The following is a 24,318-nucleotide window of genomic DNA, read 5'->3' on the forward strand; positions in this document are numbered from 1 at the left end:
TCGATCAAAAGCGGCGCTTCCTTGCGCCAATCCCGATCAAACTTCTGCGTCCTCGTCGACCTCATCCGGCTTTACTTCGGTCGGCTGGAACTTATCGCGCAGCTCGCCTTCCAGGCGGGCCGCGACCTCGGGGTTGTCCCTGAGGAACTGTCGCGAATTGTCCTTGCCCTGGCCGATGCGCTCATCGCCGTAGCTGTACCAGGCACCGGCCTTGTCCACCAGCTTGGCTTCCACACCCATGTCGATCAATTCGCCTTCGCGGCTGATGCCCTCGCCGTACAGGATCTCGGTGATGACCTGCTTGAACGGCGGCGCCAGCTTGTTCTTGACGACCTTGATCTTGGTCTGGTTGCCGATGATCTCGTCGCCTTTCTTGATCGCACCGATACGGCGGATATCCAGGCGCACGGAGGCGTAGAACTTCAGCGCATGGCCACCCGTGGTCACTTCCGGGCTCTGGCCGGGCATCATCGCTCCGATCTTCATCCGCAACTGGTTGATGAACAAGACCATGCAATTGGAACGTTTGATGTTGCCGGTCAGCTTGCGCAGCGCCTGGCTCATAAGGCGGGCCTGCAGGCCGGGCAGCTGGTCGCCCATTTCGCCCTCGATTTCGGCCTTGGGCGTCAATGCGGCCACCGAGTCGATGACGACCATGTCCACCGCGTTGGAACGGACCAGCATGTCGCAGATCTCCAGTGCCTGCTCGCCGGTATCGGGTTGCGAGAGCAGCAGATCATCGACATTGACGCCCAGCTTGGCGGCATAGATCGGGTCCAACGCATGCTCGGCATCGATGAAGGCCGCAGTGCCACCACGCTTCTGGCATTGGGCGATGGTCTGCAGGGCCAGGGTGGTCTTGCCGGAGGATTCGGGGCCGTAGATCTCCACCACGCGGCCCTTGGGCAGGCCGCCGATTCCCAGGGCGATGTCGAGCATCAGCGAGCCGGTGGGAATGGCCTCCACGGCCTCGATGATCTGGTCGCCCATGCGCATCACCGAGCCCTTGCCGAACTGGCGCTCGATCTGGGTCAGGGCAGCGGAAAGTGCGCGCTTCTTGTTCTCGTCCATCGTGGTGTCCTTGGTTGCTTGTCGGGTTGAGGGCAATTTAGCGGCCATGGGTCGCACAGGTTGCGACGCGGTGGGCCGTGATCGAAATTATCGTTACAACACGGGGTGCGGCTAGCGGACAACGGCGCGATGACGTGTCGGAAATTTCCTGTTTGATAAAAGAACCCTTCTTTGCAAGTGGATGATTGAGCAGATACGGCATCAGCGATTCGGTCGCACCAGTCCGCAATACAGGCCTTCGATGGCGAAGTCCTGGTCGGGCATGACCTCGATCGGCGAGTAATCGGGGTTGCGCGGCAGCAGGCGGATGCGGTCCTTGCCGATCTTCAGCAGTTTGACCGTGATCTCGTCGTCGATGCGCGCCACCACGATCTGTCCCGAACGCGCGTCGGGGGTGCGATGCACACCGATCAGGTCGCCATCGAAGATGCCTTCGTCGCGCATCGAATCGCCCTGCACTTTCAGCAGGTAGTCCGGCGCCGGGGCGAAGAAGGTGCGATCCAGGAGCACTACCTCGTCGGACTGGATGTCCGCGCCGATCGGCAGGCCGGCCGCCACCCTGCCCAGTACCGGAAGCTGCAGCGCGTTGTCCGGCAGCAGTGCCCCGGGCACGGGAATGTCGGTGTCGTCATGGACCAGGCGGATGCCACGGGCCTGCCCCGGCACCCGGCGGATCGCGCCGGCCGCCTCGAGGGCTTCGATATGGTACTGGGCCGCGCGGACCCCGCTGAAGCCGAAGGCCCTGGCGATCTCGGCCTGGGAAGGCGGGACGCCATCGGCGCCGATGCGTTCGGCGATCATGGCGAGGATGGCTTGCTGGGTGTCGGTCAGATTCATGGTTAGTAGTAATACTACTAACGAAGCGATTAAGCAAGATTTGCAATCGAATCCTGTTTCTATTGTCTTAAATAGATATTATATTTACGTATTACATAAATAAATTGAGACGAGCATGAGCGACGCGCCCTATGCCATCAGCCAGGCACAATTGCGGAAGGACGGGGTCAGACTCCGGCATCTGGCTGCCATAGGCCAAATCTTCACGGTGCTCGGCATCCTGGGAATTCCGCTCATCTTGTATGCCATACAACTTCCCGCTGCCCCCACGCTGGGTTTCTGGACATTTCTCAGGAAAATACTGATCACAGATCCTACCGCGATGGTGAACAGCTACGCGTTGATGAAGGCATGCGTGATACTGGTAATGCTGGGTCGCGTCAAACATCTTGGGGACGCGCTATCCAGTAATGAGCCATTGGCAAGCGACACGCTCAGGCATCTGAAATGGTTGGGCTATGCCATTGCGTTGCTGATAGCGATGATGTGCTTCAGCATCGAAATCAAGCCAGATTCAATGATCCAACCAGTCAATTTCACAACCCAATGGGGTGTGTCGATGACTCCGTTATACCTGGGAGCGATAGTCTTGCTGGGACTTTCAATCGTGCGCCGCATCGTCAGTCAGGCAGTAGCCCTGAAAGCCGAAACCCAGGAATTCGTCTGACATGCCTATCGTGGTCAACCTCGACATAGCACTGGCGCGGCGGAAGATGAAGTCCAAGGACCTGGCCGAGGCCATCGGCATCAGCGAGACCAACCTTTCGCTACTCAAGCAAGGCCACGTCAAAGGCGTGCGCTTCGCCACATTGGAAGCAATCTGCCGGGTGTTGGAATGCCAGCCGGCGGACCTGCTGGAATACCGGCCCTAACCCTAGCCCGCCACCGCATCCAACCCACGTAGCGCCGCCGCCACCGTCTGCCGGCGCACCGCCTCGCGATCGCCGTCGAAATGGAAGACTTCGGCCCGGGCATAGCCGCCTCTTCGCTTCCAGCCTATCCACACCGTGCCAACGGGCTTGTCCTCGCTGCCGCCGCCGGGCCCGGCGATACCGGTCACCGCCACCGCGATGCTGGCGCCGGAATTGACCAGCGCGCCGGAGACCATTTCGATCACCGTTTCCCGGCTGACCGCGCCATGGGTCTCCAGGGTTTCCGGGCGCACCCCGAGCAAAGCCTGCTTGGCCTCGTAGCTGTAGGCGGCCATGCCGCAATCGAACCAGTCCGACGACCCGGCGATATCGGTCACGGCCTTGGCGATCCAGCCGCCGGTGCAGCTTTCCGCGGTGACCAGGCGGTGATGCGAATCGCGCAGGCGCGCGCCCAGGGTTTCGGCGAGTTCGCGCAGATCGTTGTCGTCTGGAATGGACATCGGAATGGTTTCTGGAGAGGCGGCGTTGTCGTTGTATCCGAAAAGCACGGCGTTGTCTGCCGCACACCGCTTGCCATAAACAAAACGGCCCGCCACTTCCGTGGCGGGCCGCTGCGGTTGGCTTCCTGTTGCGAGGGTCAATAACTGACGCGGAAAGTGACCCCGTACGTGCGCGGCGCGCCCAGGAACGCGTTCCAGTTGCCCGGCTGGATCGGCGCATCGAAACCGACCTGCGTGTAGGTCTCGTCGGTCAGGTTCGCGCCCCACAGCTCGAACATCCAGCGCTTGTTCTGCGAACCGATGCCGATGCGGGCGTTGACCAGCGCATAGGCGCTCTGGATCTTCTGGATGTCCAGGTCCGAACCCGTGTTGTGCTCGGACAGGTACTTGGCGGCGATGTTGAAGCGGCCGACCAGGTTGCTGCCGATATCCCGTTCGTAGGTCATCGACGCGGAGGCCGACCACTTCGGCGCGAAACTGATGTAGTTGCCAGGCAGCAGCGCCAGGTCCGCGTCCGGCAGTACGTCGTCGCCATACTTGGTGATCGCATAGGTCACGCCGCCCTGGAACATCAACCCCTTGAGGCCGGTCTGCCACAGGATGTCGGCTTCGACGCCCTTGGAAGTGACCTCGGGAATCGAACGCACCACATAGCTGGTGCCCAGGAAGCTGTTGAGCTGGAAGTCGGTGTATTCCTGGAAGAACAAGGTGCCGTTCAACAGCAGGTTGCCATCCCTCCAGGTGGTCTTGGCGCCCAGTTCGTAGCTGTCCACGAACTCGCCCGGGAACGAAGTGTCGTCGACCGGCACGATGCCCGCGGTGCCGCTGGAGAGCCCATTGCTGGATTGCACGCGATCCAGGTTGAAGCCGCCGCCCTTGTAGCCGCGGGCGCCGGATACATAGGTCATGATCCGGTCGTTCCAGCGGTAGGCCGCCTTCAGCGTGCCGGACCATTCCTTCTCGGTGGAGCTCTGGTCGGTGGCGCGGCCGTTATGCAGTGCGTTGGCCCACGGCAGGCACATGTAACCCACGATGTTGGGGGCGACCGCGCCAATCAGGGCCGCCTGCGTGGCCGGCGGCAACGCACCGAAATTGGGGATGCGCGCCGCCAGGGCGGCACCCACGCGTCCACCCGGATTGGCAAGCGTCGCGCCGCAACCGGCGCCGCCGTTGGGATTGCTGTAGAGGGACGTCAGATCCTTCTTGTCGTGGGTGTAGCGCAGGCCCAGGGTCAGGTCGAGCTGGTCGGTTGCATGGAAGGTGTTGTTGGTGAACAACGCCATGCTCTTCGCATCCTGGTCGTAAGCGTCCTGCGCACCATGGCCGACGAAATTGGTGCCGAAGGGCCGTCCGCTGACCTGCGAGAGGAAGATTGCCGGGTTGGCCTGGTTGACGGTGAGCCCGAACGGAGCCAGCTGCGCCGCCAGGCCGGCCAGCACTTGCGAGCCGACCAGCGTGGACAGGTAGGGCTCGTAGTCCGCACCGATCATGTACTGGTCGTTGCGCTTGAGTTTTTCGTCCGAATAGAAGAAGCCGACCATCCAGTCCAGGCGGTCGGAGGAGCCGGTCAGGCGGAATTCCTGGCTGAAGGTCTTGAAGGCGGTGGACGAACCATCATCGGCGCGACGCCAGAGCAGATCCGCTCCCGAGAAATCCAGGTCGATGCCGTTGATCGTCTTCCAGTCGCGGTAGGCGCTGATCGAGGTCAGCGTGGCGCCGTTGAACCAGGGGGTTTGCCAGTTCACTTCCGCCGAAACGCCCTTGTCCTTCACGTCCTGTTCGGTGCTGCGGTTCGCATAGGCGAGCCGGCGGTCCATGTCGGGGACCGGAATCACGCCGTTGCCGCCGGCGAGCGCGTTGATGATGCTGGCCGGGCCTGCCCCCGCCGCGCTGCGCTCATCGGTCACGCCGACGCAGCAATGCTCCTCGCGGCTGGTGTAGTCGGCGATGAAGTTGATGTCCAGGGTATCGCTGGGTTCCAGCAACAACTGGCCGCGCAGGGTCTGGAAGTTGCGGTCGCCGTCCTCGGTTTCCACGCGTGGGCCCTTGCCCGTGTTCACGTCGGTGATGCCATCGCGCGTGCGCTTGGCGGCATAGACGCGGAACGCGGCATTTTCGCCCAGGGCGTCGTTGTAGGCGCCGGAAACGCCGATCTCGCCATAGTTGCCCACGGTGATCTCGGCATCGGCGCTCTGCGAATAGCTGGGACGCCGGGTCATGACGCTGATCACGCCGGCCGAAGTGTTCTTGCCGAACACGGTGCCCTGCGGCCCCTTCAGTACTTCGATGCGTTCGATCTCGCCCAGGTCGCCGAAGCCCACACCGGTTCGCGGGCGGTATACGCCATCGATGACCACGCCCACCGCCGATTCCAGACCTGCGTTGTCGCCGTTGGTGCCGACGCCGCGGATGCGGGCCGTGGTCTGCGATTCATTGGTGGTGGAACTGACGTGCAGGCCGGGCACCAGCAATTGCACATCCTTGATGTCGGAAACGCCGGCGTCCTGCAACAGTTGCTCCGACAGCACGGTCATCGTGATCGGCACGTCCTGCAGGGCCTCCTCGCGCTTCTGCGCGGTCACGGTCATGGTGGCGAGCGTAGTGGGCTCCTCGTCGGCGCCAGTTGCGGCAACCTCCTGTGCGTGTACCTGCGGCATGACGCAGAGCGCGGCGAATACGGCGAGCGTGAGCGCTTTGTATTGCGGTTTTGAAACGACCATGTTGTCCCCTCCCAGGGCCATCTAATCGCAAATGCGAAAGGATTTTCTGTGCGTGTGTTCTGTGTCCCCAAACATCTTGTAATGACCGGCGTTTTCCCCGCGCCGTAACCTGAACTTAACATCATCCGTACGCTATCGCATATTGCACTGCACCCATACCGGGTTTCGTGGATCGGGATGGCATCATGTCATGATCGGTTCGCGGGCCCGCCCGCCGACCGCTAGACTTCCCGTCCCCCCAATTCCCGGCCCCTTCGACCTTGATTGCGACCCTTTGGCCGTGAGCGACCCTGCAGCCTCCCACACCCCGCTCATGAAGCAATTCTTCGCCGCAAAGGCGGAGTACCCGGACCTGTTGCTGCTGTTCCGCATGGGCGACTTCTACGAGTTGTTCTACGACGACGCGCGCAAGGCAGCGCGGCTGCTGGACATCACCCTGACCCAGCGCGGCAGCTCCGGCGGCGCGCCGATCCCGATGGCAGGCGTGCCCGTGCATGCCTACGAGGGCTACCTGGCGCGGTTGGTGGCGCTGGGCGAATCGGTGGCCATCTGCGAGCAGATCGGCGACCCGGCCCAGGCCAAGGGCCTGGTCGAACGCAAGGTGGTGCGCATCGTCACCCCGGGCACGGTCACCGATGAGGCGCTGTTGAACGAGCGCCGCGACACCCTGCTCATGGCCGTATCGCGCGGAAAGACCGGGTACGGCCTGGCCTGGGCCGACCTCGCCGGCGGACGCTTTCTGGTCAATGAGGTGGAAAGTGCGGACGCGCTGGAAGCGGAGCTCTCGCGTCTCGAGCCTGCCGAGCTGCTGATCCCCGATGAAGAAGGCCTGCCGCTTTTCCTGCAGACCCGCACCGGGATGCGCCGACGTGCGCCCTGGTTGTTCGATGCCGACAGCGGCCGCCGCCAACTGCTCAAATTCTTCGGTCTGCACGATCTGACCGGCTTCGGCATCGACGACCGGCCGTTGGCCACTGCCGCGGCAGGCGCCCTGCTCGGCTATGTCGAGGAAACCCAGAAGCAGCGCCTGCCGCACCTGACCGCGATCGCGGTGGAATCCTCGGGCGAGGCCATCGCCATGAACGCGGCCACCCGCCGCCACCTGGAACTGGACACGCGCGTCGATGGCGACACCCGCAACACCCTGCTGGGCGTGCTGGACTCCACCATCAGCCCGATGGGCGGACGCCTGCTGCGGCGCTGGCTGCATCGCCCGCTGCGCAACCGGCAGGTGCTGGGCGAACGCCACCAGGCAGTGGCGACGCTGATCGAAAGCCGCGCCGATGACAGCTTGCGCGAACGCTTCCGTGCGCTCGGCGACGTCGAACGCATCCTCACCCGCGTGGCCCTGCGCTCGGCGCGCCCGCGCGATATGTCCACGCTGCGCGATGGCCTGGCCCTGCTGCCCGATATCCGCGAGGCGATCGCGTCGCTGGATTCGCCGCGCTTGAAGGCCCTGGCCACCGAACTGGGCGAACACGCCGCGACCGCCGCCCTGCTCGCCGATGCCGTCGCCGAACAGCCGCCCATGAAATTGAGCGACGGCGGCGTGATCGCTACCGGCTACGACGGGGAACTCGACGAACTGCGCCGGCTCAGCACCCACGCCGACCAGTTCCTGATCGACCTGGAAATCCGCGAGCGCGAGAGCAGCGGCATTCCCACGCTCAAGGTCGGCTACAACCGCGTGCACGGCTATTACATCGAGATCAGCAAGGGCCAGGCCGGCAAGGCGCCGGTGCATTACACCCGCCGCCAGACCCTGACCGGCGCCGAGCGCTACATCACCGAGGAGCTGAAGAGCTTCGAGGACAAGGTGCTTTCCGCCCGCGAGCGTTCGCTGTCGCGCGAAAAACTGTTGTACGAAGGCTTGCTGGACGCGCTCAACCAGGACCTGGAACCGCTCAAGCGCTGCGCGGCGGCGTTGAGCGAACTCGACGTGCTGGCCGGTTTCGCCGAACGCGCGCAGGCACTGGACTGGTCGCAACCGGAACTGTGCGATGCGCCCGGCCTGCATATCGAACGCGGCCGCCACCCGGTGGTGGAAGCGGTACGCGAGGAACCGTTCGAGCCCAACGACCTGGTGTTCGGCGAAGACCGCCGCATGCTGGTCATCACCGGCCCGAACATGGGCGGCAAGAGCACCTACATGCGCCAGAACGCGCTGATCGTGCTGCTCGCGCACATCGGCAGCTTCGTGCCGGCAACGCGCGCGGCGATCGGACCGATCGACCGCATCCTGACCCGCATCGGCGCCGGCGACGACCTCGCCCGCGGCCAGTCCACCTTCATGGTCGAAATGAGCGAAACCAGCTACATCCTCCACCACGCCACCCCGCAATCGCTGGTGCTGATGGACGAGATCGGCCGCGGCACCTCCACCTACGACGGCCTGGCCCTGGCCGATGCCGTGGCCCGGCACCTGGCCGCGACCAATCGCTGCTACACGCTGTTCGCCACCCATTACTTCGAACTTACCGCGCTGGCCGAACCGGGCAGCGGGATCGCCAACGTGCACCTGGATGCGGTGGAGCATCACGACAAGGAACGTGGCGACACCCTGGTATTCATGCACGCGGTCAAGGACGGCCCTGCCGACCGCAGTTTCGGCCTGCAGGTCGCCGCCCTCGCCGGCCTGCCCAAGGCCACCGTGCAGCAGGCCCGGCGTCGACTGGCGGAACTGGAACAGCGCGGCGGTGAAAGCCATGCCTTCCAGATGGCTCCGCAGGCACTGGACGCACCGCAGCAGTTCGGGTTGTTCGCCGCCGCGCCTTCCGCCGCGCAGGAAGCGCTGGCGGCGCTGGATCCCGACGAACTGACTCCCAAGCAGGCGCTGGAAGCCTTGTACCGGTTGAAGTCGCTGGGTTGAACCGCGTTCAACGGCTTCCCCTCGTAGGAGCGCCCCTTGGGCGCGATGCTTTATGTCGAGACAGCGAAAGAGCATCGCGCCCAAGGGGCGCTCCTACGGCGGTGAGGATCTTTTCGGGGAATCCGCCAGGAATATTTTTCGCCTGGCCGCTTCAGCGGTGGAAAGCCCACAAGTCCACATCGCAGCGGATGCCCACCATAGCCGGCTGCTATCGAATTCTCCCGTACATTCGATTTCCACTGTCATGACCAATGGCGTAGGTTGGCGTGCCTAGCCGCCGTCACATGGAGCCCGCGATGAGCAAGCCGTCAGACAACGAGAAGAAATGCCCGGTCACCCATCTCACCACGCAGTTCGGCGCTCCGGTGCCCGACAACCAGAACAGCCTCACCGCCGGCCCACGCGGTCCGCTGCTGTCGCAGGACGTGTGGCTCAACGAAAAGCTCGCCAACTTCGTCCGCGAAGTGATTCCGGAGCGGCGCATGCACGCCAAGGGCTCCGGCGCCTTCGGCACCTTCACCGTGACCCACGACATCACCCAATACACCCGCGCGAAGATCTTCAGCGCGGTCGGCAAGAAGACCGAGATGTTCGCCCGCTTCACCACCGTGGCCGGCGAGCGCGGCGCGGCCGACGCCGAGCGCGACATCCGCGGCTTCGCGCTGAAGTTCTACACCGAGGAAGGCAACTGGGACATGGTGGGCAACAACACCCCGGTGTTCTTCATCCGCGACCCGCGCAAGTTCCCCGACCTCAACAAGGCGGTCAAGCGCGACCCGCGCACCAACCTGCGTTCGGCCACCAACAACTGGGACTGGTGGACGCTGCTGCCCGAGGCCCTGCACCAGGTCACCATCGTCATGAGCGACCGCGGCATTCCGGCCAGCTACCGCCACATGCACGGCTTCGGCTCGCACACCTACAGCTTCTGGAACGGAAAGGGCGAACGCTACTGGGTGAAGTTCCACTTCCGCACCCAGCAGGGCATCAAGAACCTGACCGACGCCGAAGCCGGCGACATCGTCGGCAAGGATCGCGAAAGCCACCAGCGCGACCTGTTCGATGCGATCGAGCGCGGCGACTTCCCGAAATGGAAGATGTACATCCAGGTCATGCCCGAGACCGACGCGGAAAAGGTGCCCTACCACCCCTTCGACCTGACCAAGGTGTGGCCGAAGGGCGACTACCCGCTGATCGAGGTCGGCGAGTTCGAACTCAACAAGAACCCGGAAAATTTCTTCGCCGACGTCGAGCAGAGCGCGTTCGCACCGGGCAACCTGGTGCCGGGCATCAGCGTGTCGCCGGACAAGATGCTGCAGGCGCGCCTGTTCAACTACGCCGATGCGCAGCGCTACCGCCTGGGCGTGAACTACCACCAGATCCCGGTCAACGCCGCGCGCTGCCCGGTGCACAGCAACCACCGCGACGGCGCCGGCCGCATGGACGGCAATTACGGCGGCCTGCCGCACTACGAACCCAACAGCTTCAACCAGTGGCAGGAGCAGCCCCAGTACCGCGAGCCACCGCTGAAGATCAATGGCGACGCGGACTGGTGGAACTATCGCGACGACGACGCCAACTACTACAAGCAGCCCGGCGATCTGTTCCGGCTGATGACGCCGGCGCAACAACAGGTGCTGTTCGACAACACCGCCCGTGCGATGGGCGACGCGCCGGACTTCATCAAGCAACGCCACGTCGACAACTGCAGCAAGGCCGACCCGGCCTACGGCGCTGGGGTGGCCAAGGCATTGGGCCTGTAGCCGGGAAAATCGCGATCCATGCCTCCGGGGCGGCCAATGGCCGCCCTTTTTCTTCACGGCCCACTCACGTTGCGCATCGATGGCCCGGGACCGCCGCGCACATCGCGGCCCGGGACGTCGTTTGCACATTGAATGGCGCTAGGATGTTTCTCCCGCCCTACCCCAACGTCCTGGAGGACGCCTGCCCATGAGCAACCCATCGCTGACCGACGAACTTTTCGCGCAACTGCAAGGCGCTCCGCTGCAGCAGGTGTCGCAGCAACTGGGCATCGGCCAGACCCAGGCCGCGGGTGCGATCAGCGCCGCCCTGCCCCTGCTGATGGGCGCACTGGGCAAGAACGCGGCCGAGCCGCAAGGCGCGGAAGCGTTGTTCGGCGCGTTGCAGCGCGACCACGCCGGCCTGGACCTGGGCAGCGTGCTGGGCGCGGTGCTGGGCAGTGGCGGCAGCGTGCCGACCCGGAACGATGGCGGCGCGATCCTGGGCCATATCTTCGGCGGCAGCCAGCCGCGCGCCGAAGCCAGCCTCGGCCAGGCCACCGGCCTGGGCGGCGACAAGGCCGGCATGCTGATGAAGATCCTGGCCCCGATCGTGCTTTCGTTCCTGGCCCAGCGCTTCCTGGGACAGGGCAATGCCAGCCCGTCGGGTCTCAGCCAGGTACTGGGACAGGAACGCCAGTCGGTGCAGCAGCAAGGCGGCCTGGGTGGCGGCCTGTTGGGCGCCGTGCTCGACCAGGACGGCGACGGCCAGTTGGGCCTCGGCGACATCCTCAAGATCGGCGGCGGTTTGCTGGGCGGCAAGCGCTGAGCCGCGCGCAATTTCCACGCCCGAGACAATTTTCACGAATTACCGATAAGGATCGTCATCCCCGTAGGAGCGGGCCTTGCCCGCGATGCTCTTCCGCGATCTGGTCGAAGAGCATCGCGGGCAAGGCCCGCTCCTACGGCGCAATGCCACAAAAAAGCCATCCGCGAGGATGGCTTTTTGCATGCGCTTCACAGCGCGTCGATATCGCCCAATGCCTGGATCAGGCGGCGCGCACGCTTGTCGGGCTTGTGCTCCGGCGCGCGATAGCCGTTGCGTTCCATCGCGCGTTGCGCGCGCAGCTGTTCGCGTCTGGTCCGCGACTCCTCGCTTTCCGCATACAGGCCCTGGGCGATGCTGGCCGGGCCACGCTGTTCGCTCAATGCCAATACGGAAATTTCGAAGTATTCCTCGCCACGCGCGATCTTCAGCGAATCCCCGGGGCGCACCGTGCGTGAAGGCTTCGCGCGTTGGCCGGCCACTTCCACTTTTCCGGTTTCCACCGCCTGTTTGGCCAGGCTGCGGGTCTTGAAGAAACGCGCGGCCCAGAGCCAGATGTCGAGCCGTAGGGTTGTCGATTCGGTCATCGCATCGCGGTGTCGGGAGGAACGGCCCATTATCCTCCAAAGCAAACGGCCACCCGAAGGTGGCCGTCGCGACGACACATGGAAGCGTCGTAATTACTCGGCGGCCGCAGCCGTCGCGGCCGCCTTGGCGCGGGCGTTGCCGGCCAGGTCTTCCTTGATGCGCGCCTTCTTGCCTTCCAGGTCGCGCAGGTAGTACAGCTTGCCGGCGCGGACCTTACCGCGGCGCTTCACTTCGACCGAGTCGATCATCGCGCTGTGGGTCTGGAACACGCGCTCGACGCCGAACCCGTGCGAGATCTTGCGCACGGTGAAGGCGGAGTTGAGGCCGGCGTTCTTCTTGCCGATGACCACGCCTTCATAGGCCTGGACGCGCTCGCGGTTGCCTTCCTTCACCTTCACGTTGACGACGACGGTGTCACCGGGGCCGAAGGCGGGCAGTTCGCGCTTGATCTGGGCGGCTTCGAATTCAGCCAGGATGTTCATGTTGAGCTTGGTCATGGTGGCACCGTAGAAGTGTCGTGGGCGTGTCGTTCGACAACTGGAATCTGATGCAGTCACCGGATTGTGCTGCACGATATTATTGTGGGTTCCCCGGCACTGGACCGCCGCGAGCCGAGCATAATACTGGAATTTCCCTTGTGTTGCGAGGGGTTAGCCTTGTTTTTGGCCGGCCGCTTCCCATTCATGGCGAAAGGCCTGCAACAGGGCACGGTCGGCCTTGGAGAGCCCTTCCTCATTCAGCAGGTCCGGGCGGCGCAGCCAGGTGCGGCCCAGGGCCTGCTGGCGCCGCCAGCGGGCGATGGCGGCATGGTCGCCCGAACGCAGCACCGCTGGCACATCGCCCAGGACGTGACTGGCAGGATGGGTGTAGTGCGGGCAATCCAGCAGCCCATCGGCCTCGAAACTGTCCTGGGCGGCGGATTCGGCATCGTTCAAGGCGCCTTCCTGCAACCGTGCGACCGCATCGATCACCACGGCCGCCGCCAGCTCGCCGCCGGACAGCACGTAGTCGCCGATGGAGATCTCCTCGTCCACCTCAGTCGCGACCAGGCGTTCGTCGATGCCTTCGTAGCGTCCGCACAACAGGATCAGACGCGGTCGCGCGGCCAGTTCGCGGACTTTCTTCTGGGTCAGCGGCGCGCCCTGCGGGGTCAGGTAGATGACTGCAGCCGGTTGCGTATCGGCTGCGCGTGCCGCCGCCAGGCAGGCCTGCAAGGGCTCGATCATCATCACCATGCCCGGGCCGCCGCCGAACGGGCGGTCGTCCACGCGCCGATAGCCGCCCTGCGCGTGGTCTCGCGGATTCCAGCCCTGCAGCGACAGCAATCCGCGCTCCTGCGCCCGCCCGACCACACCGAAACCCGCGCATTGCGCGATGAATTCGGGGAATAGGCTGATGACGTCGATGCGCATGTTTGAGGAGTGAGGAGTGAGGAGTGAGGAGTGAGGAACGAGGAACGAGGAACGAGGAACGAGAAGTGAAGAATAAGGAGTAAGGAGTAGAAGCATTGCTCTTGCCTTCACTCACTCCTCACTTCTCACTCCTCACCACTCGCCCTTCAGCTATTCATCTCAAAAATCCGGATCCCAATCCACGGTGATCAGACCAGCCTCGAAATCCACCGATTTGACGAAATCCGGTTCGACGAACGGCACCATGCGCTCGCGATCGCCGCGTATCGACAGCACATCGTTGGAGCCGGTGGAAAACAGGTGCGAGACGGTGCCGAAATCGACGCCGTCCACGGTGACCACGCGGAATCCTTCCAGGTCCACCCAGTAGAACTCGCCCGCTTTCGGCGGCGGCAGCGCGGAACGCGGCACGTAGATGTCGGTACCGCGCATGGCTTCGACCACGTTGCGGTCGTCGATATCGGGAAAATTCGCGACCAGGTGCTTGCCTGATTCCTTGCCGCGCGCGCCGCTGAACTCGCGCTCGTTGCCCGCGGCATCGACCAGGATCCACGGCTGGTAGCGGAAGATCGCGTCGCGCGGCTCCGTCCAGGACTCGATCTTGATTTGCCCGCGTATGCCGAAGGCGCCGACTATCCTGCCCAGCAGGATCCGACGTTCGTTATCGCTCATAAGGAAGGGACGGCGCACAAGGCGCCGTCCTGCCGGATCAGGCCGAAGCCTGCGCCGCGACGACCTTGCCCGCTTCCTTGTACAGGTTGCGGACCTTGTCGGTCATCTGCGCGCCCTGGCCGACCCAATGGTCGACGCGTGCGGTGTCCAGCTCGATGCGCTTCTCGTTGCCTGCGGCAACGGGGTTGTAGTAACCCAGTCGTTCGATGTTGCGGCCGTCGCGCGCGCTGCGCGAGTCGGTGACGATGATGTGGTAGAACGGACGCTTCTTGGCGCCGCCACGGGTAAGGCGAATCTTGACCATTGTGCTGCTTTCCTGTGTTGCCCAGTCGCCATTGCGGCGCGGTGAACCGGGGATTGTAAGCCATTGAAAGACCGAAAGAAACCCACCCCCTGTAGGAGCGGGCCTTGCCCGCGATGCTTTTGATTCACCGGAAATGAAGAGGATCGCAGGCCAGGCCCGCTCCTACAGGGGGTGCCAGGGCCGGCTTTCCAAAGCTTCCTGCAGCATCGAAGCCAATTCCTGATCGGCCGTGAATCCAGTCTCATCAATGCCTGCGATCTGCTGGATCCCGCTGGCATTGCTGGTGAATGCGGCCTTGAAACCGCCCAGTTCGGACAAGCGGACCTCACGCACGACCTGCCTGGCGCCGGACTCCCGCAAACCTGTCTGCAGCAGTTGCTCGGAAGTGCCACGCAGCGCCGGGGCCTGGGGCCAGACCACCTGCCCCCCATCCCAGAATCCGACATTCCAGACCGAACCTTCCGAGACCTTGCCCTCGCTGTCGACGAACAGGGCATCGTCGTAACCCTGCCCCAGCGCCAGTCGCCGATAGTGGAACAAGGGGAAGGTGCCCACATGCTTGATGTGCGGCAACGGACGCTGGAAGGCGAACGATTTGACTTTCAGCGCCCGCGCGGAAGCCGGCGCGGGCGGCGAAAGCGAGATCAGGACTTCGGGATCGAAGCTTCCCGCCGGATTTCGGAAGTCGAAACTCCGGGAGAACACCGTGGCGCGCAACGTGCAGTCCGGCGCGGCGGCGACCGCGGCACGCATCCGTTCCCGCACTGCCATGAAGTCCAGGGTGCAGTCGAACAACTCGAGCGTTCCCGCCTGCAGGCGCTGCTCATGCAACTCGATCCCCTGCACCGCACCGTTGCGCACCTGCATGGAGCTGTAGTGGCCGTAGTTGACCAGCGCGAGAGTGCGCAGGTCTTCCGCGCTTGCGGGTTGTCCGTTCAGGAAAGCTGCGTGCATGCCCATCCCGTGATGATCGCGACTTTGGAAAACTGCCGTCATCCCCGCGAAGAGCCTGCCCTCGAATGCTGTAATCGGGGGCGGGGACCCGGCGACTTCCGGCTTGCACAGACAGAGGCACTGGGTTGACCGGCTACGCCGTTGAAATGCACTTCCGCCTTCGCGGGGCTTTCAACAGCCGAATGGCTGGTCATGACGAACTCACTATTTGCGGACGCTACAACCTTTCAACCCATCCCGGCACGATGGCTCAACGGAACGGCATGCCGCCGCCGCGCGCGCCCATCATGCCCTTCATGCCGCGCATCAGGCCCTTCATGCCGCCGCCGGCCAGCTTGCCCATCATCTTTTCCATCTGCTGGTACTGCTTGAGCAGGCGATTTACATCGGCCGGGGTGGTGCCGGAACCGCGGGCGATGCGCGCGCGGCGCGAGCCGTTGAGCAAGGCCGGATTACGCCGCTCTTTCTTGGTCATCGAGCCGATGATCGCGACCATGCGCGGCACTTCCTTGCCGGTAACCTGCTGTTTGACGCTATCGGGCACCTGGCCCATGCCGGGCAGCTTGTCCATCAGGCCGCTGATGCCGCCCATGTTCTGCATCTGCTCGAGCTGGTCGCGCATGTCGTTGAGGTCGAACTTCTTGCCCTTGGCGACCTTGGCCGCGAGCTTGGCCGCTTTTTCCTGATCGACGTTCTGTTCCACCTGCTCGACCAGCGACAGCACGTCGCCCATGTCGAGGATGCGGCTGGCGACCCGGTCCGGATGGAAGACATCCAGGCCGTCGGGTTTTTCGCCGACACCGATGAACTTGATCGGCTTGCCGGTGACATAGCGCACCGACAGGGCCGCGCCACCGCGCGCATCGCCATCGGTCTTGGTCAGGACCACGCCGGTCAGCGGCAACGCTTCGGAGAAGGCCTTGGCCGTGGTCGCCGCATCCTGGCCGGTCATCGAGTCGACCACGAACAGGGTTTCGACCGGCTTCACCGCGGCATGCAATGCCTTGATTTCGGCCATCATCGCTTCGTCGATGGCGAGGCGGCCGGCGGTATCGACGATCAGCACGTCGGCGAACGACTTGCGCGCATCCGCGATCGCCGCATTGACGATGTCGACCGGCTTCTGCGAGGCGTCGGACGCGAAGAACAGCACGTCCACCTGCTGGGCCAGGGTCTTCAATTGTTCGATCGCGGCCGGACGGTAGACGTCGGCGCTGACCACCATCACCTTCTTCTTGCGCTTTTCCTTCAGGTGCTTGGCCAGCTTGGCCACGGTGGTGGTCTTGCCCGCGCCCTGCAGGCCGGCCATCAGGATCACCGCCGGCGCCGGCACGTTGAGGTTGAGGTCGGTCGCGGCCGAACCCATCACCGCGGTCAGCTCGTCGCGCACGATCTTGATCAGGGCCTGGCCGGGGGTGAGGCTCTTCAGCACTTCCTGGCCGACCGCGCGCACCTTGATGCGTTCGATCAGCGCCTGCACCACCGGCAAGGCCACGTCGGCCTCGAGCAGGGCGATGCGCACTTCGCGGGTGGCCTCGCGGATGTTCTCCTCGCTCAGGCGGCCACGACCGCGCAGGCGCTCGATGGTGCCGGAAAGACGCTGGGTGAGGGACTCGAACATGGGCAAGGACTGCAGGCGGAAAACGGGCGTGGATTATAGCCTTGGCTCTTGGGATCACCCGGCCGTAGGAGCGGGCCTTGCCCGAGATGCTCCTGGCGTGTTGCCAGAAGGGCATCGCGGGCAAGGCCCGCTCCTACAAACGGCGGCCTGTATGCGACACTCAACCGATGACAATCGTTCTCATCGCCATTGCGCTGTACCTGGTCGCCGCCGGCCTGCTGGTGGGCGCGGTCGCCAGCGACAAACTCGGCTCCCGACGCGGATGGTTCTGGCCGGCGCTGGGCGGCGTGCTGCTGCACGGCAGCTATCACCTGCTGGTGGCATGGCGGACTCCCGGCGGCCCCGACATGCATTTCTTCGCGGCCCTGTCGCTGGTGGGTCTGGGCATGGCGGCCATGACCACGGTGGTGGGCGCACAAGGACGCATGCGCGGGTTGGGAGTGCTCGCCTTCCCGCTCGCGGCTCTGCTGCTGTTCGCCTATCACTGTTACGGACACGAACCCTCGCGCGGACTGGACTGGCGCCTGCAACTGCATGCCTGGATGGCGTTGCTGGCCTACGCGACGCTGGCGATCGCCGCGCTGCTGGCGGTGATGCTGTGGGCACAGGAGCGCGCACTGCGTCGGCGCGAGTTCCATGCCTGGCTGCGCGCCCTGCCGCCACTGACCGAGCTGGAAGACCTGCTGTTCCGCACGATCACAGTGGGTTTCATCCTGCTGACGGCCACGTTGCTGACCGGGATGTTGTTCGTCGAGAACCTGTTTGCCCAGCACCTGATCCACAAGACCGTGCTCAGCGTGCTGTCCTGGCTGGCCTTCGGCGCGCTGCTGATGGGCCGCTGGCGTTATGGCTGGCGTGGCGGCAAGGCGGTGCGCTGGACGCTGGTGGCGATGGCGCTGCTGCTGCTGGCCTTCTTCGGCAGCAAATTCGTGCTGGAGCTGGTGCTGGAACGAACCACTTGATCGATTGGTGAAGAAAACCGCACTGCTGCGACGCAATATTTCATTGCTGGAACAATATTTGCATTGACAACTATTGCCTAGGCGAGGATATTCCCCCGCCATGCCCGAAGTACCTACCCATCCCGAAGCCAACATGGGCCTGCTGTTCCGGCAGGTCCGTGATGCGATGTGGGCCGATGTGGCCCGGGAAATGGCCTTGGCGGGTCATGACCTGACCTACAGCCAGTTCATGACCATCAAGCAACTGGCCAATGGATCGGCCGGGGTCACCGACCTCGCACGCCATGCCCAGCTCAACCCGGGCGCGATGACACGCCTGCTGGATCGACTGGAAGCTCGCGGCGTGCTGCAACGCGTGGCCGATCCCAGCGACCGTCGTGCCCTGAACATCGTGCTGACCGAAGCCGGCCTGGCGATCTGGCGCGACATCAACCATTGCGGCCAGCGCGTGCGTGATCGCGCCGTGCAGGACATGGATGCAAGCGAGCGCGAACAGTTGTTCCGCCTGCTTAACCAGGTGCTCCGCAACTTGACTCCGCCCCACCCCAACGACTGAATCGACATGCCTATTTCCCTCTTCCGCAGCGGGCTCGTCCGGCCTGTCGCCATTTCCATTGCAATGGTTCTGCTGCTGGCTGGTTGCGCCAGCACCGGTAGCCTCGAGCCGCATGCGCGCGCGCTGAGCGGCGACAACCTGTCCGCCAACCGCAGCCTGGACGCGCACAAGCTGAGCACTGCCGATTTCCCGCGCCAGGACTGGTGGAAGGCATTGGGCGATCCGCAACTCGACGCCCTCATCGATGAAGCCCTGCAAGGCAACCCTTCGCTGGACGCCGCCGATGCGCGCCTGCGCAAGGCACAGGCCCAGTCCGGGCTGGCCGAAGCGGCGCGCAAGCCCACGCTGAGCGCCAGCGGCCAGTATTCCGGCGTGCAGTTGCCGGAAACGCTGATCCCGGCGCCGGAAGGCGGCTCCTACCTGGGCAGCACCGTGTTGATGCTGGACTTCAAATACGGACTGGACCTGTGGGGCGGCAAGCGTGCGCAATGGGAGGCGGCTGTCGGCCAGGCGAAAGCCGCCGAAATCGATGCGCAAGCCGCGCGGCTGACGCTTTCCTCGAATATCGCCCGCGCCTACGTCGGCCTCGCCCAGGCCCATGCCGCGCTGGACGTCGCCAACCACGAACACGACCGCGCCAGCCACCTGCGCGACCTCGGCCAGCAGCGCGTGAAAGCCGGCCTCGACAACCAGTTGCAGCTACGCCAGGCCGAAAGCACCATCGCCAGCGCCGAACAACAGGCGCAGGCCGCGCAACAGCAGATCGACGCCGCGCATACCGCCATCGCCGCGCTGATGGGCCAGGGACCGGATCGCGGCCTGGATATCGCCCATCCGCAAGTGTTGCAGGCCGGCACCCCGGGCATTCCCGGCGTGCTGCCCAGCGAATTGCTCGGCCACCGCCCCGATGTGGTCGCGGCGCGCTGGCGGGTGGAAGCGGCCAGCCGCGGCATCGACGCCAGCAAGGCCTCGTTCAAGCCCAGCATCAACCTGAGCGCGATCGTGGGCCTGGCTTCGGCCGGCCTGTCCGACCTGTTCAGCAGCGATGCCCTGCTCGGCCTCGGTGGGCCCGCGATCAGCCTGCCGATCTTCGATGGCGGCCGCCTGCGCAGCCAGCTCGATGCCAGCGACGCCGATTACGACCTGGCCGTCGCCAGCTACAACCAGAGCCTGGTCGGCGCACTGCATGAAGTCACCGACGCCCTGCAGTCCGCGCGTTCGCTGGACCAGCAGATCGATTCCAGCAAGCGCGCGCGCGCCGCGGCGCAATCCGCCTGGGACCTGGCCCAGGCGCGTTATCGCGCCGGGCTGGGCACGCAACTCGACGTGCTTTCGGCGCAACGCCCGTTGCTGCAACTCGACCAGCAGATCGCCGCATTGCAGGCGCAGCGACTGGCTGCCGCCATCGACCTGGATCGCGCCCTCGGCGGCGGCCTGGTCCTCGAACAGCCCACAACCCCCATTGCCAATACCGCGGTCACCCCATGACTTCCAAGATCAATCCCGAAGCTTCCACTCCCCCAGCCGAACCCGTCGCGCCGAAGAACAGCAAGCGCAAGCGTGCGCTGCTGATCGTCGCGGTCATCGTGATCGTCGGCGCGATCGCCTGGCTGGCCTACTACTTCCTCTATGCGCGCTGGCACCAGGACACCGACGACGCCTACGTCCAGGGCAACGTGGTCAGTATCGTGCCGCAGACCAGCGGCACGGTGATCAGCATCGATGCCGACGACGGCATGAAGGTGGAAGCCGGCCAGGCGCTGGTGCATCTGGATGCCAACGACGCGCAGGTCGCCTACGACCAGTCCGTCGCCAATCTGGCCGGCACCGTGCGTCAGGTGCGCGGCCTGTACAGCAGCGTCGATGCCGGGCAAGCCGACCTGCGTGCGCGCGAAGTCGCGGTTTCGCAGGCCCGCGCCGACGTGAATCGTCGCAGCGGTCTGGTCGCCAGCGGCGCGGTTTCCAGCGAGGAACTGGCGCATGCGCGCGACATGCTGGCCGCCGCGGAAGCCGCGCTCAGCGGCTCGCGCGGCAACCTGTCGCGCAGCCGCGCGCTGGTCGACGCCACCACGCTTTCGAAGCAACCGCAGGTGCAGTCCGCCGCTTCGCAGTTTCGCCAGGCCTATCTGAACCTGCAGCGTTCGGCGATCGTCGCGCCGGTCTCCGGCTACGTCGCCAAGCGCCAGGTGCAACTGGGCCAGCGCGTGCAGCCGGGCGCGACCCTGATGACCATCGTGCCGCTGGAACAGGTGTGGGTGGAAGCCAACTTCAAGGAAACCCAACTGGGCAAGATGCGCATCGGCCAACCGGTCGAAGTGCATTCCGATCTTTACGGCGGCGGTGTCGAATACGACGGCAAGGTCGCCGCGCTCGGCCTCGGTACCGGCAGCGCGTTCTCGCTGCTGCCGGCGCAGAACGCCAGCGGCAACTGGATCAAGATCGTGCAGCGCGTGCCGGTGCGGATCGAGCTGGATCCGGAACAGCTGGTCGAGCATCCGTTGCGCCTCGGCCTGAGCATGAGCGTCGACGTCGCCGTGCGCGACCAGAGCGGCTCTTCGCTCGCGGCCGCGCGCAAGGACGTGAAGCCGGTGCTCGCCACTGTCGCGTACAAGAAGCAGCTGGACGATGCCGATGCGCTGATCACCGGCATCATCGAACAGAACCTGCCCGGCGCGGCCAATCGCTGATCTCCCCATGGCCACCCTCGCAGAAGAAGAAGAGCGTTTCGGCCTGCCGGTGACGCCGGAGCCCGCAGCCAGGCCGTTCGCGCCACCCAACCTGGCATTGGCCACGATTGGTCTGGCCCTCGCATCGTTCATGCAGGTGCTGGACACGACCATCGCCAATGTCTCGTTGCCGACCATCTCCGGCAACCTCGGCGCCAGTTCCAACCAGGCGACCTGGGTCATCACCTCGTTCGCGGTCAGCAATGCGATCGCCCTGCCGCTGACCGGCTTCATGGTTCGCAAATATGGCGAACGCAAGGTCTTCATGTGGGCCACCCTGGCCTTCGTGATCGCTTCGCTGTTGTGCGGCCTGGCCAACAGCATGGGCCTGCTGGTCGCGGCGCGCGCACTGCAGGGATTCGTCTGCGGGCCGATGTATCCGGTTACCCAGGCCTTGCTGATTTCCATCTATCCACCGCAGAAACGCGGGCAGGCGATCGCGTTGCTGGCGATGGTCACCGTGGTCGCGCCGATCGCCGGCCCGATCCTCGGCGGCTGGATCACCGACAACTACAGCTGGGAATGGATCTTCTTCATCAACATCCCCATCGGCATCTTCTCCAGCATCGTGGTCGGCCGGCAGTTGAAGGGCCGCCCGGAGAAACTCGAACGGCCGAAGATGGACTACATGGGCTTGTCGATGCTGGTGCTGGGCGTGGGCGCGCTGCAGATCCTGCTGGACCTGGGCAACGACGAAGACTGGTTCAACTCCACCAAGATCGTCGCCCTGGCGCTGATCGCGGCGGTCGCGTTGACCGTATTCGTGATCTGGGAACTCACCGACAAGGACCCCATCGTCAACCTGCGCCTGTTCCGGCATCGCAACTTCGCGGCCGGCACGGTGGCCATGGTGATGGCCTACTCGGCGTTCTTCGCGGTCGGCCTGTTGGTGCCGCTGTGGCTCCAGCGCAACCTGGGCTATACGGCGATCTGGGCGGGCTTCGCCAGCGCGCCGATCGGCATCCTGCCGGTGCTGCTGACCCCATTCGTGGGCAAGTACGCAACGAAGATGGATTTGCGCTGGCTGGCCACGTTCGCCTTCATCGTCATGGCCGCGACCAGTTTCTTCAGGTCGGGCTTCAACCTGGAAGTGGATTTCGAACGCGTGGCGATGGTGCAGCTGGTGCAGGGACTGGGCGTGGCCCTGTTCTTCATGCCGGTGCTGACCATCCTGCTGTCGGACCTGGAGCCGCACGAGATCGCGGCGGGCTCCGGCCTGGCCACGTTCGTGCGAACTCTCGGTGGCAGCTTCGCGGCGTCACTGACAACCTGGGCCTGGAGCCAGCGCACTACCGTGCATCACGCGCAACTCACCGAACATATCTCCGCCTACGATCCGGCCACCCTGCAGACGGTGCAAGCGCTGGGCCGTGGAGACGTACAGCGTGGCGCGGTGGTCTTGAACCAGATGATTTCGCAGCAGGCCGTGCAGATCGGCTTCAACGAGATCTTCCACCTGCTCGGGATCCTGTTCCTGGTGGTCATCGCGTTCGTGTGGTTCGCCAGGCCGCCGTTCGCGGCGAAGATGGGTGGCGGCGCGGCCGCGGGCGGCCACTGACTACCCGGCGTGCGTAGGAGCGACGCAAGTCGCGATGAAGGTTCCAGGAAATTTCATTCGCGACTTACGCCCAGAAGGAAGTCCCCTTGGGGGACGTCGCTCCTACGCGCTCCTACGCTGCCGGTTTATTCCGACGCAGCTTCGAGCGCATCGGACAATCGATCCACGGCGATGACCTCCATCGCCTTGAACGCACCCGACTTCGGCGCATTGCCCTTGGCCACGATCGCCCGCTTGAATCCATGCGTGGCTGCCTCGCGCAAGCGCTCCTCGCCATTGGGGATCGGCCGGATCTCGCCGGACAAACCGACTTCGCCGAAGGCAATGGTCTTTTCCGCCAGCGGCTTGTCGCGCAGCGACGACAGCACCGCGAGCAATACCGGCAGGTCGGCCGCGGTTTCCTGCACGCGTATGCCGCCTACGACATTCACGAACACGTCCTGGTCGCTGGTGACGATGCCGCCGTGGCGATGCAGTACTGCAAGCAGCATGGCCAGCCGGTTCTGTTCCAGGCCCACGGCCACGCGGCGTGGGTTGGACAGCGGCGACGAATCGACCAGCGCCTGCACTTCCACCAGCAATGGACGCGTGCCTTCGCGGGTCACCATCACGCAGCTGCCGGGCTGCTGGGTGCTGCCGCCGGAGAGGAAGATCGCCGAGGGATTGGGCACTTCCTTCAGTCCCTTCTCGCCCATCGCGAACACGCCCAGCTCGTTGACCGCGCCGAAGCGGTTCTTGAACGCGCGCAGCACGCGGAAACGGCTGCCGCTCTCGCCTTCGAAATACAGCACCGCATCGACCATGTGTTCCAGCACGCGCGGGCCGGCGATGCCGCCGTCCTTGGTCACGTGGCCGATCAGGAATACGGCGGTGCCGGTTTCCTTCGCATAGCGCACCAGCCGCGCCGCGCTTTCGCGCACCTGGCTGACCGAACCGGGCGCGGCGGTCAATGAATCGGTCCACAGGGTCTGCACCGAGTCGGCGACGATGATCTTCGGTTGCGCGGCGACGGCGTGGTCGAGGATCTTCTCGATGCCGGTTTCCGCGAGCGCCTGCAGCCCGTCCATCGGCAAACCCAGTCGCAATGCGCGACCTGCGACCTGGGCCAGCGATTCCTCGCCGGTCACGTACAGCGACGGCAGGGTCTGCGACATCTGCGCCATCGCCTGCAGCAGCAGCGTCGACTTGCCGATGCCGGGATCGCCACCGACCAGCACCACCGCCCCTTCGACCAGGCCGCCACCCAGCACGCGGTCGAACTCGCCGATGCCGGTGGACACGCGTGCCTCCTCGCTGCTGCGCACGTCCTTCAACGCGGTGATCTTCGGGGTTTCCAGTTTCCCCGCCCAACCGCCGCGACGCGCGGCCGAAGGCGCAGCGGCGGCGGTTTCGAGCACGATCTCGGACAAGGTGTTCCAGGCCCCGCACTCGGCGCACTGCCCCTGCCACTTGTTGTGTTCTGCACCGCATTCGCTGCAGACGTAGGCGGTCTTGCTCTTGGCCATGCCGTTCTCGTTACCAGGATCAGTGC

22 protein-coding genes are annotated in these 24,318 nt (G+C 64.7%); 10 read left to right on the forward strand and 12 right to left on the reverse strand.

Annotated elements, in window-relative coordinates:
* Positions 1 to 36: 36 nt before the first annotated feature.
* Together recA and lexA are read right to left on the reverse strand one after the other, a co-directional pair.
* Positions 37 to 1,071, reverse strand: coding sequence for a recombinase RecA (gene recA / locus CSC74_RS04780; RefSeq protein WP_162313242.1), 1,035 nt, complete (start codon positions 1,069 to 1,071; stop codon positions 37 to 39).
* 201 nt (positions 1,072 to 1,272) lie between these two features.
* Entirely contained in the window at positions 1,273 to 1,908 is a 636-nt protein-coding gene (lexA, locus tag CSC74_RS04785) for a transcriptional repressor LexA (RefSeq protein WP_162313243.1), read from the reverse strand.
* A gap of 115 nt (positions 1,909 to 2,023) precedes the next feature.
* On the opposite strand from lexA, the gene CSC74_RS04790 reads away from it, so the two are divergent.
* Both CSC74_RS04790 and CSC74_RS04795 read left to right on the forward strand, forming a co-directional pair.
* Positions 2,024 to 2,575: a hypothetical protein gene (locus tag CSC74_RS04790; protein WP_162313244.1), complete on the forward strand. Its 552-nt coding sequence runs from the start codon at positions 2,024 to 2,026 to the stop codon at positions 2,573 to 2,575.
* 1 nt (position 2,576) lies between these two features.
* Entirely contained in the window at positions 2,577 to 2,780 is a 204-nt protein-coding gene (locus CSC74_RS04795) for a helix-turn-helix domain-containing protein (RefSeq protein ID WP_162313245.1), read from the forward strand.
* A gap of 2 nt (positions 2,781 to 2,782) precedes the next feature.
* Here CSC74_RS04795 and CSC74_RS04800 read toward each other — a convergent pair whose 3' ends face one another.
* Positions 2,783 to 3,280 carry a CinA family protein gene (locus CSC74_RS04800; protein ID WP_162313246.1) on the reverse strand — a complete coding sequence of 166 codons (498 nt, stop codon included), beginning with the start codon at positions 3,278 to 3,280 and terminating at the stop codon, positions 2,783 to 2,785.
* Positions 3,281 to 3,417: 137 nt separating this feature from the next.
* The gene (locus CSC74_RS04805; RefSeq protein WP_162313247.1) at positions 3,418 to 6,000 is read right to left on the reverse strand and encodes a TonB-dependent receptor; all 2,583 of its coding nucleotides are present in this window, start codon (positions 5,998 to 6,000) and stop codon (positions 3,418 to 3,420) included.
* A gap of 313 nt (positions 6,001 to 6,313) precedes the next feature.
* On the opposite strand from CSC74_RS04805, the gene mutS reads away from it, so the two are divergent.
* The 3 genes from mutS (at position 6,314) to CSC74_RS04820 (ending at position 11,437) form a co-directional block, all read left to right on the forward strand.
* Positions 6,314 to 8,869: a DNA mismatch repair protein MutS gene (mutS, locus tag CSC74_RS04810; RefSeq protein ID WP_162313248.1), complete on the forward strand. Its 2,556-nt coding sequence runs from the start codon at positions 6,314 to 6,316 to the stop codon at positions 8,867 to 8,869.
* 296 nt (positions 8,870 to 9,165) lie between these two features.
* Positions 9,166 to 10,632, forward strand: coding sequence for a catalase (locus CSC74_RS04815; RefSeq protein ID WP_162313249.1), 1,467 nt, complete (start codon positions 9,166 to 9,168; stop codon positions 10,630 to 10,632).
* Positions 10,633 to 10,819: 187 nt separating this feature from the next.
* Positions 10,820 to 11,437, forward strand: coding sequence for a DUF937 domain-containing protein (locus CSC74_RS04820; RefSeq protein ID WP_162313250.1), 618 nt, complete (start codon positions 10,820 to 10,822; stop codon positions 11,435 to 11,437).
* 188 nt (positions 11,438 to 11,625) lie between these two features.
* Here the strand turns inward: CSC74_RS04820 and CSC74_RS04825 are convergent, their stop codons facing one another.
* The 7 genes from CSC74_RS04825 to ffh all read right to left on the reverse strand — a co-directional run bounded on the left by CSC74_RS04825 (position 11,626) and on the right by ffh (position 16,985).
* Positions 11,626 to 12,021, reverse strand: coding sequence for an RNA-binding S4 domain-containing protein (locus CSC74_RS04825; RefSeq protein WP_246192942.1), 396 nt, complete (start codon positions 12,019 to 12,021; stop codon positions 11,626 to 11,628).
* Positions 12,022 to 12,114: 93 nt separating this feature from the next.
* The gene (rplS, locus tag CSC74_RS04830) at positions 12,115 to 12,519 is read right to left on the reverse strand and encodes a 50S ribosomal protein L19 (protein ID WP_162313252.1); all 405 of its coding nucleotides are present in this window, start codon (positions 12,517 to 12,519) and stop codon (positions 12,115 to 12,117) included.
* Between the two features lie 153 nt (positions 12,520 to 12,672).
* Positions 12,673 to 13,434 carry a tRNA (guanosine(37)-N1)-methyltransferase TrmD gene (gene trmD / locus CSC74_RS04835; protein WP_162313253.1) on the reverse strand — a complete coding sequence of 254 codons (762 nt, stop codon included), beginning with the start codon at positions 13,432 to 13,434 and terminating at the stop codon, positions 12,673 to 12,675.
* 159 nt (positions 13,435 to 13,593) lie between these two features.
* A complete protein-coding gene (rimM, locus tag CSC74_RS04840; RefSeq protein ID WP_162313254.1) occupies positions 13,594 to 14,106 on the reverse strand; it encodes a ribosome maturation factor RimM in 513 nt (170 codons plus the stop codon).
* 37 nt (positions 14,107 to 14,143) lie between these two features.
* Positions 14,144 to 14,410, reverse strand: a complete 267-nt coding sequence (gene rpsP, locus CSC74_RS04845) for a 30S ribosomal protein S16 (protein ID WP_162313255.1) — start codon at positions 14,408 to 14,410, stop codon at positions 14,144 to 14,146.
* A 162-nt stretch (positions 14,411 to 14,572) separates the two neighbouring features.
* Complete coding sequence (locus CSC74_RS04850) at positions 14,573 to 15,364, reverse strand: aminotransferase class IV family protein (protein ID WP_162313256.1); 792 nt, start codon at positions 15,362 to 15,364, stop codon at positions 14,573 to 14,575.
* Between the two features lie 250 nt (positions 15,365 to 15,614).
* Complete coding sequence (gene ffh, locus CSC74_RS04855; protein ID WP_162313257.1) at positions 15,615 to 16,985, reverse strand: signal recognition particle protein; 1,371 nt, start codon at positions 16,983 to 16,985, stop codon at positions 15,615 to 15,617.
* A gap of 167 nt (positions 16,986 to 17,152) precedes the next feature.
* Here ffh and CSC74_RS04860 point away from each other — a divergent pair, with 167 nt between their 5' ends.
* The 5 genes from CSC74_RS04860 (at position 17,153) to CSC74_RS04880 (ending at position 22,787) form a co-directional block, all read left to right on the forward strand.
* A complete protein-coding gene (locus CSC74_RS04860) occupies positions 17,153 to 17,947 on the forward strand; it encodes a cytochrome C assembly family protein (RefSeq protein WP_162313258.1) in 795 nt (264 codons plus the stop codon).
* A gap of 100 nt (positions 17,948 to 18,047) precedes the next feature.
* On the forward strand, positions 18,048 to 18,503 hold the full coding sequence (locus CSC74_RS04865; RefSeq protein WP_162313259.1) for a MarR family winged helix-turn-helix transcriptional regulator: 456 nt from the start codon (positions 18,048 to 18,050) through the stop codon (positions 18,501 to 18,503).
* A 6-nt stretch (positions 18,504 to 18,509) separates the two neighbouring features.
* A complete protein-coding gene (locus CSC74_RS04870; protein ID WP_162313260.1) occupies positions 18,510 to 19,991 on the forward strand; it encodes an efflux transporter outer membrane subunit in 1,482 nt (493 codons plus the stop codon).
* On the forward strand, positions 19,988 to 21,190 hold the full coding sequence (locus tag CSC74_RS04875) for an HlyD/EmrA/EmrK family protein (protein ID WP_162313261.1): 1,203 nt from the start codon (positions 19,988 to 19,990) through the stop codon (positions 21,188 to 21,190). The genes CSC74_RS04870 and CSC74_RS04875 overlap by 4 nt, the downstream gene beginning before the upstream one ends.
* A gap of 7 nt (positions 21,191 to 21,197) precedes the next feature.
* Positions 21,198 to 22,787, forward strand: a complete 1,590-nt coding sequence (locus tag CSC74_RS04880) for a DHA2 family efflux MFS transporter permease subunit (RefSeq protein WP_162313262.1) — start codon at positions 21,198 to 21,200, stop codon at positions 22,785 to 22,787.
* Positions 22,788 to 22,912: 125 nt separating this feature from the next.
* Here the strand turns inward: CSC74_RS04880 and radA are convergent, their stop codons facing one another.
* Positions 22,913 to 24,292 carry a DNA repair protein RadA gene (radA, locus tag CSC74_RS04885; protein ID WP_162313263.1) on the reverse strand — a complete coding sequence of 460 codons (1,380 nt, stop codon included), beginning with the start codon at positions 24,290 to 24,292 and terminating at the stop codon, positions 22,913 to 22,915.
* Positions 24,293 to 24,318: the final 26 nt, after the last annotated feature.

The sequence above is a fragment of the Pseudoxanthomonas yeongjuensis genome (genome assembly GCF_010093345.1).
Classification (GTDB): domain Bacteria; phylum Pseudomonadota; class Gammaproteobacteria; order Xanthomonadales; family Xanthomonadaceae; genus Pseudoxanthomonas_A; species Pseudoxanthomonas_A yeongjuensis.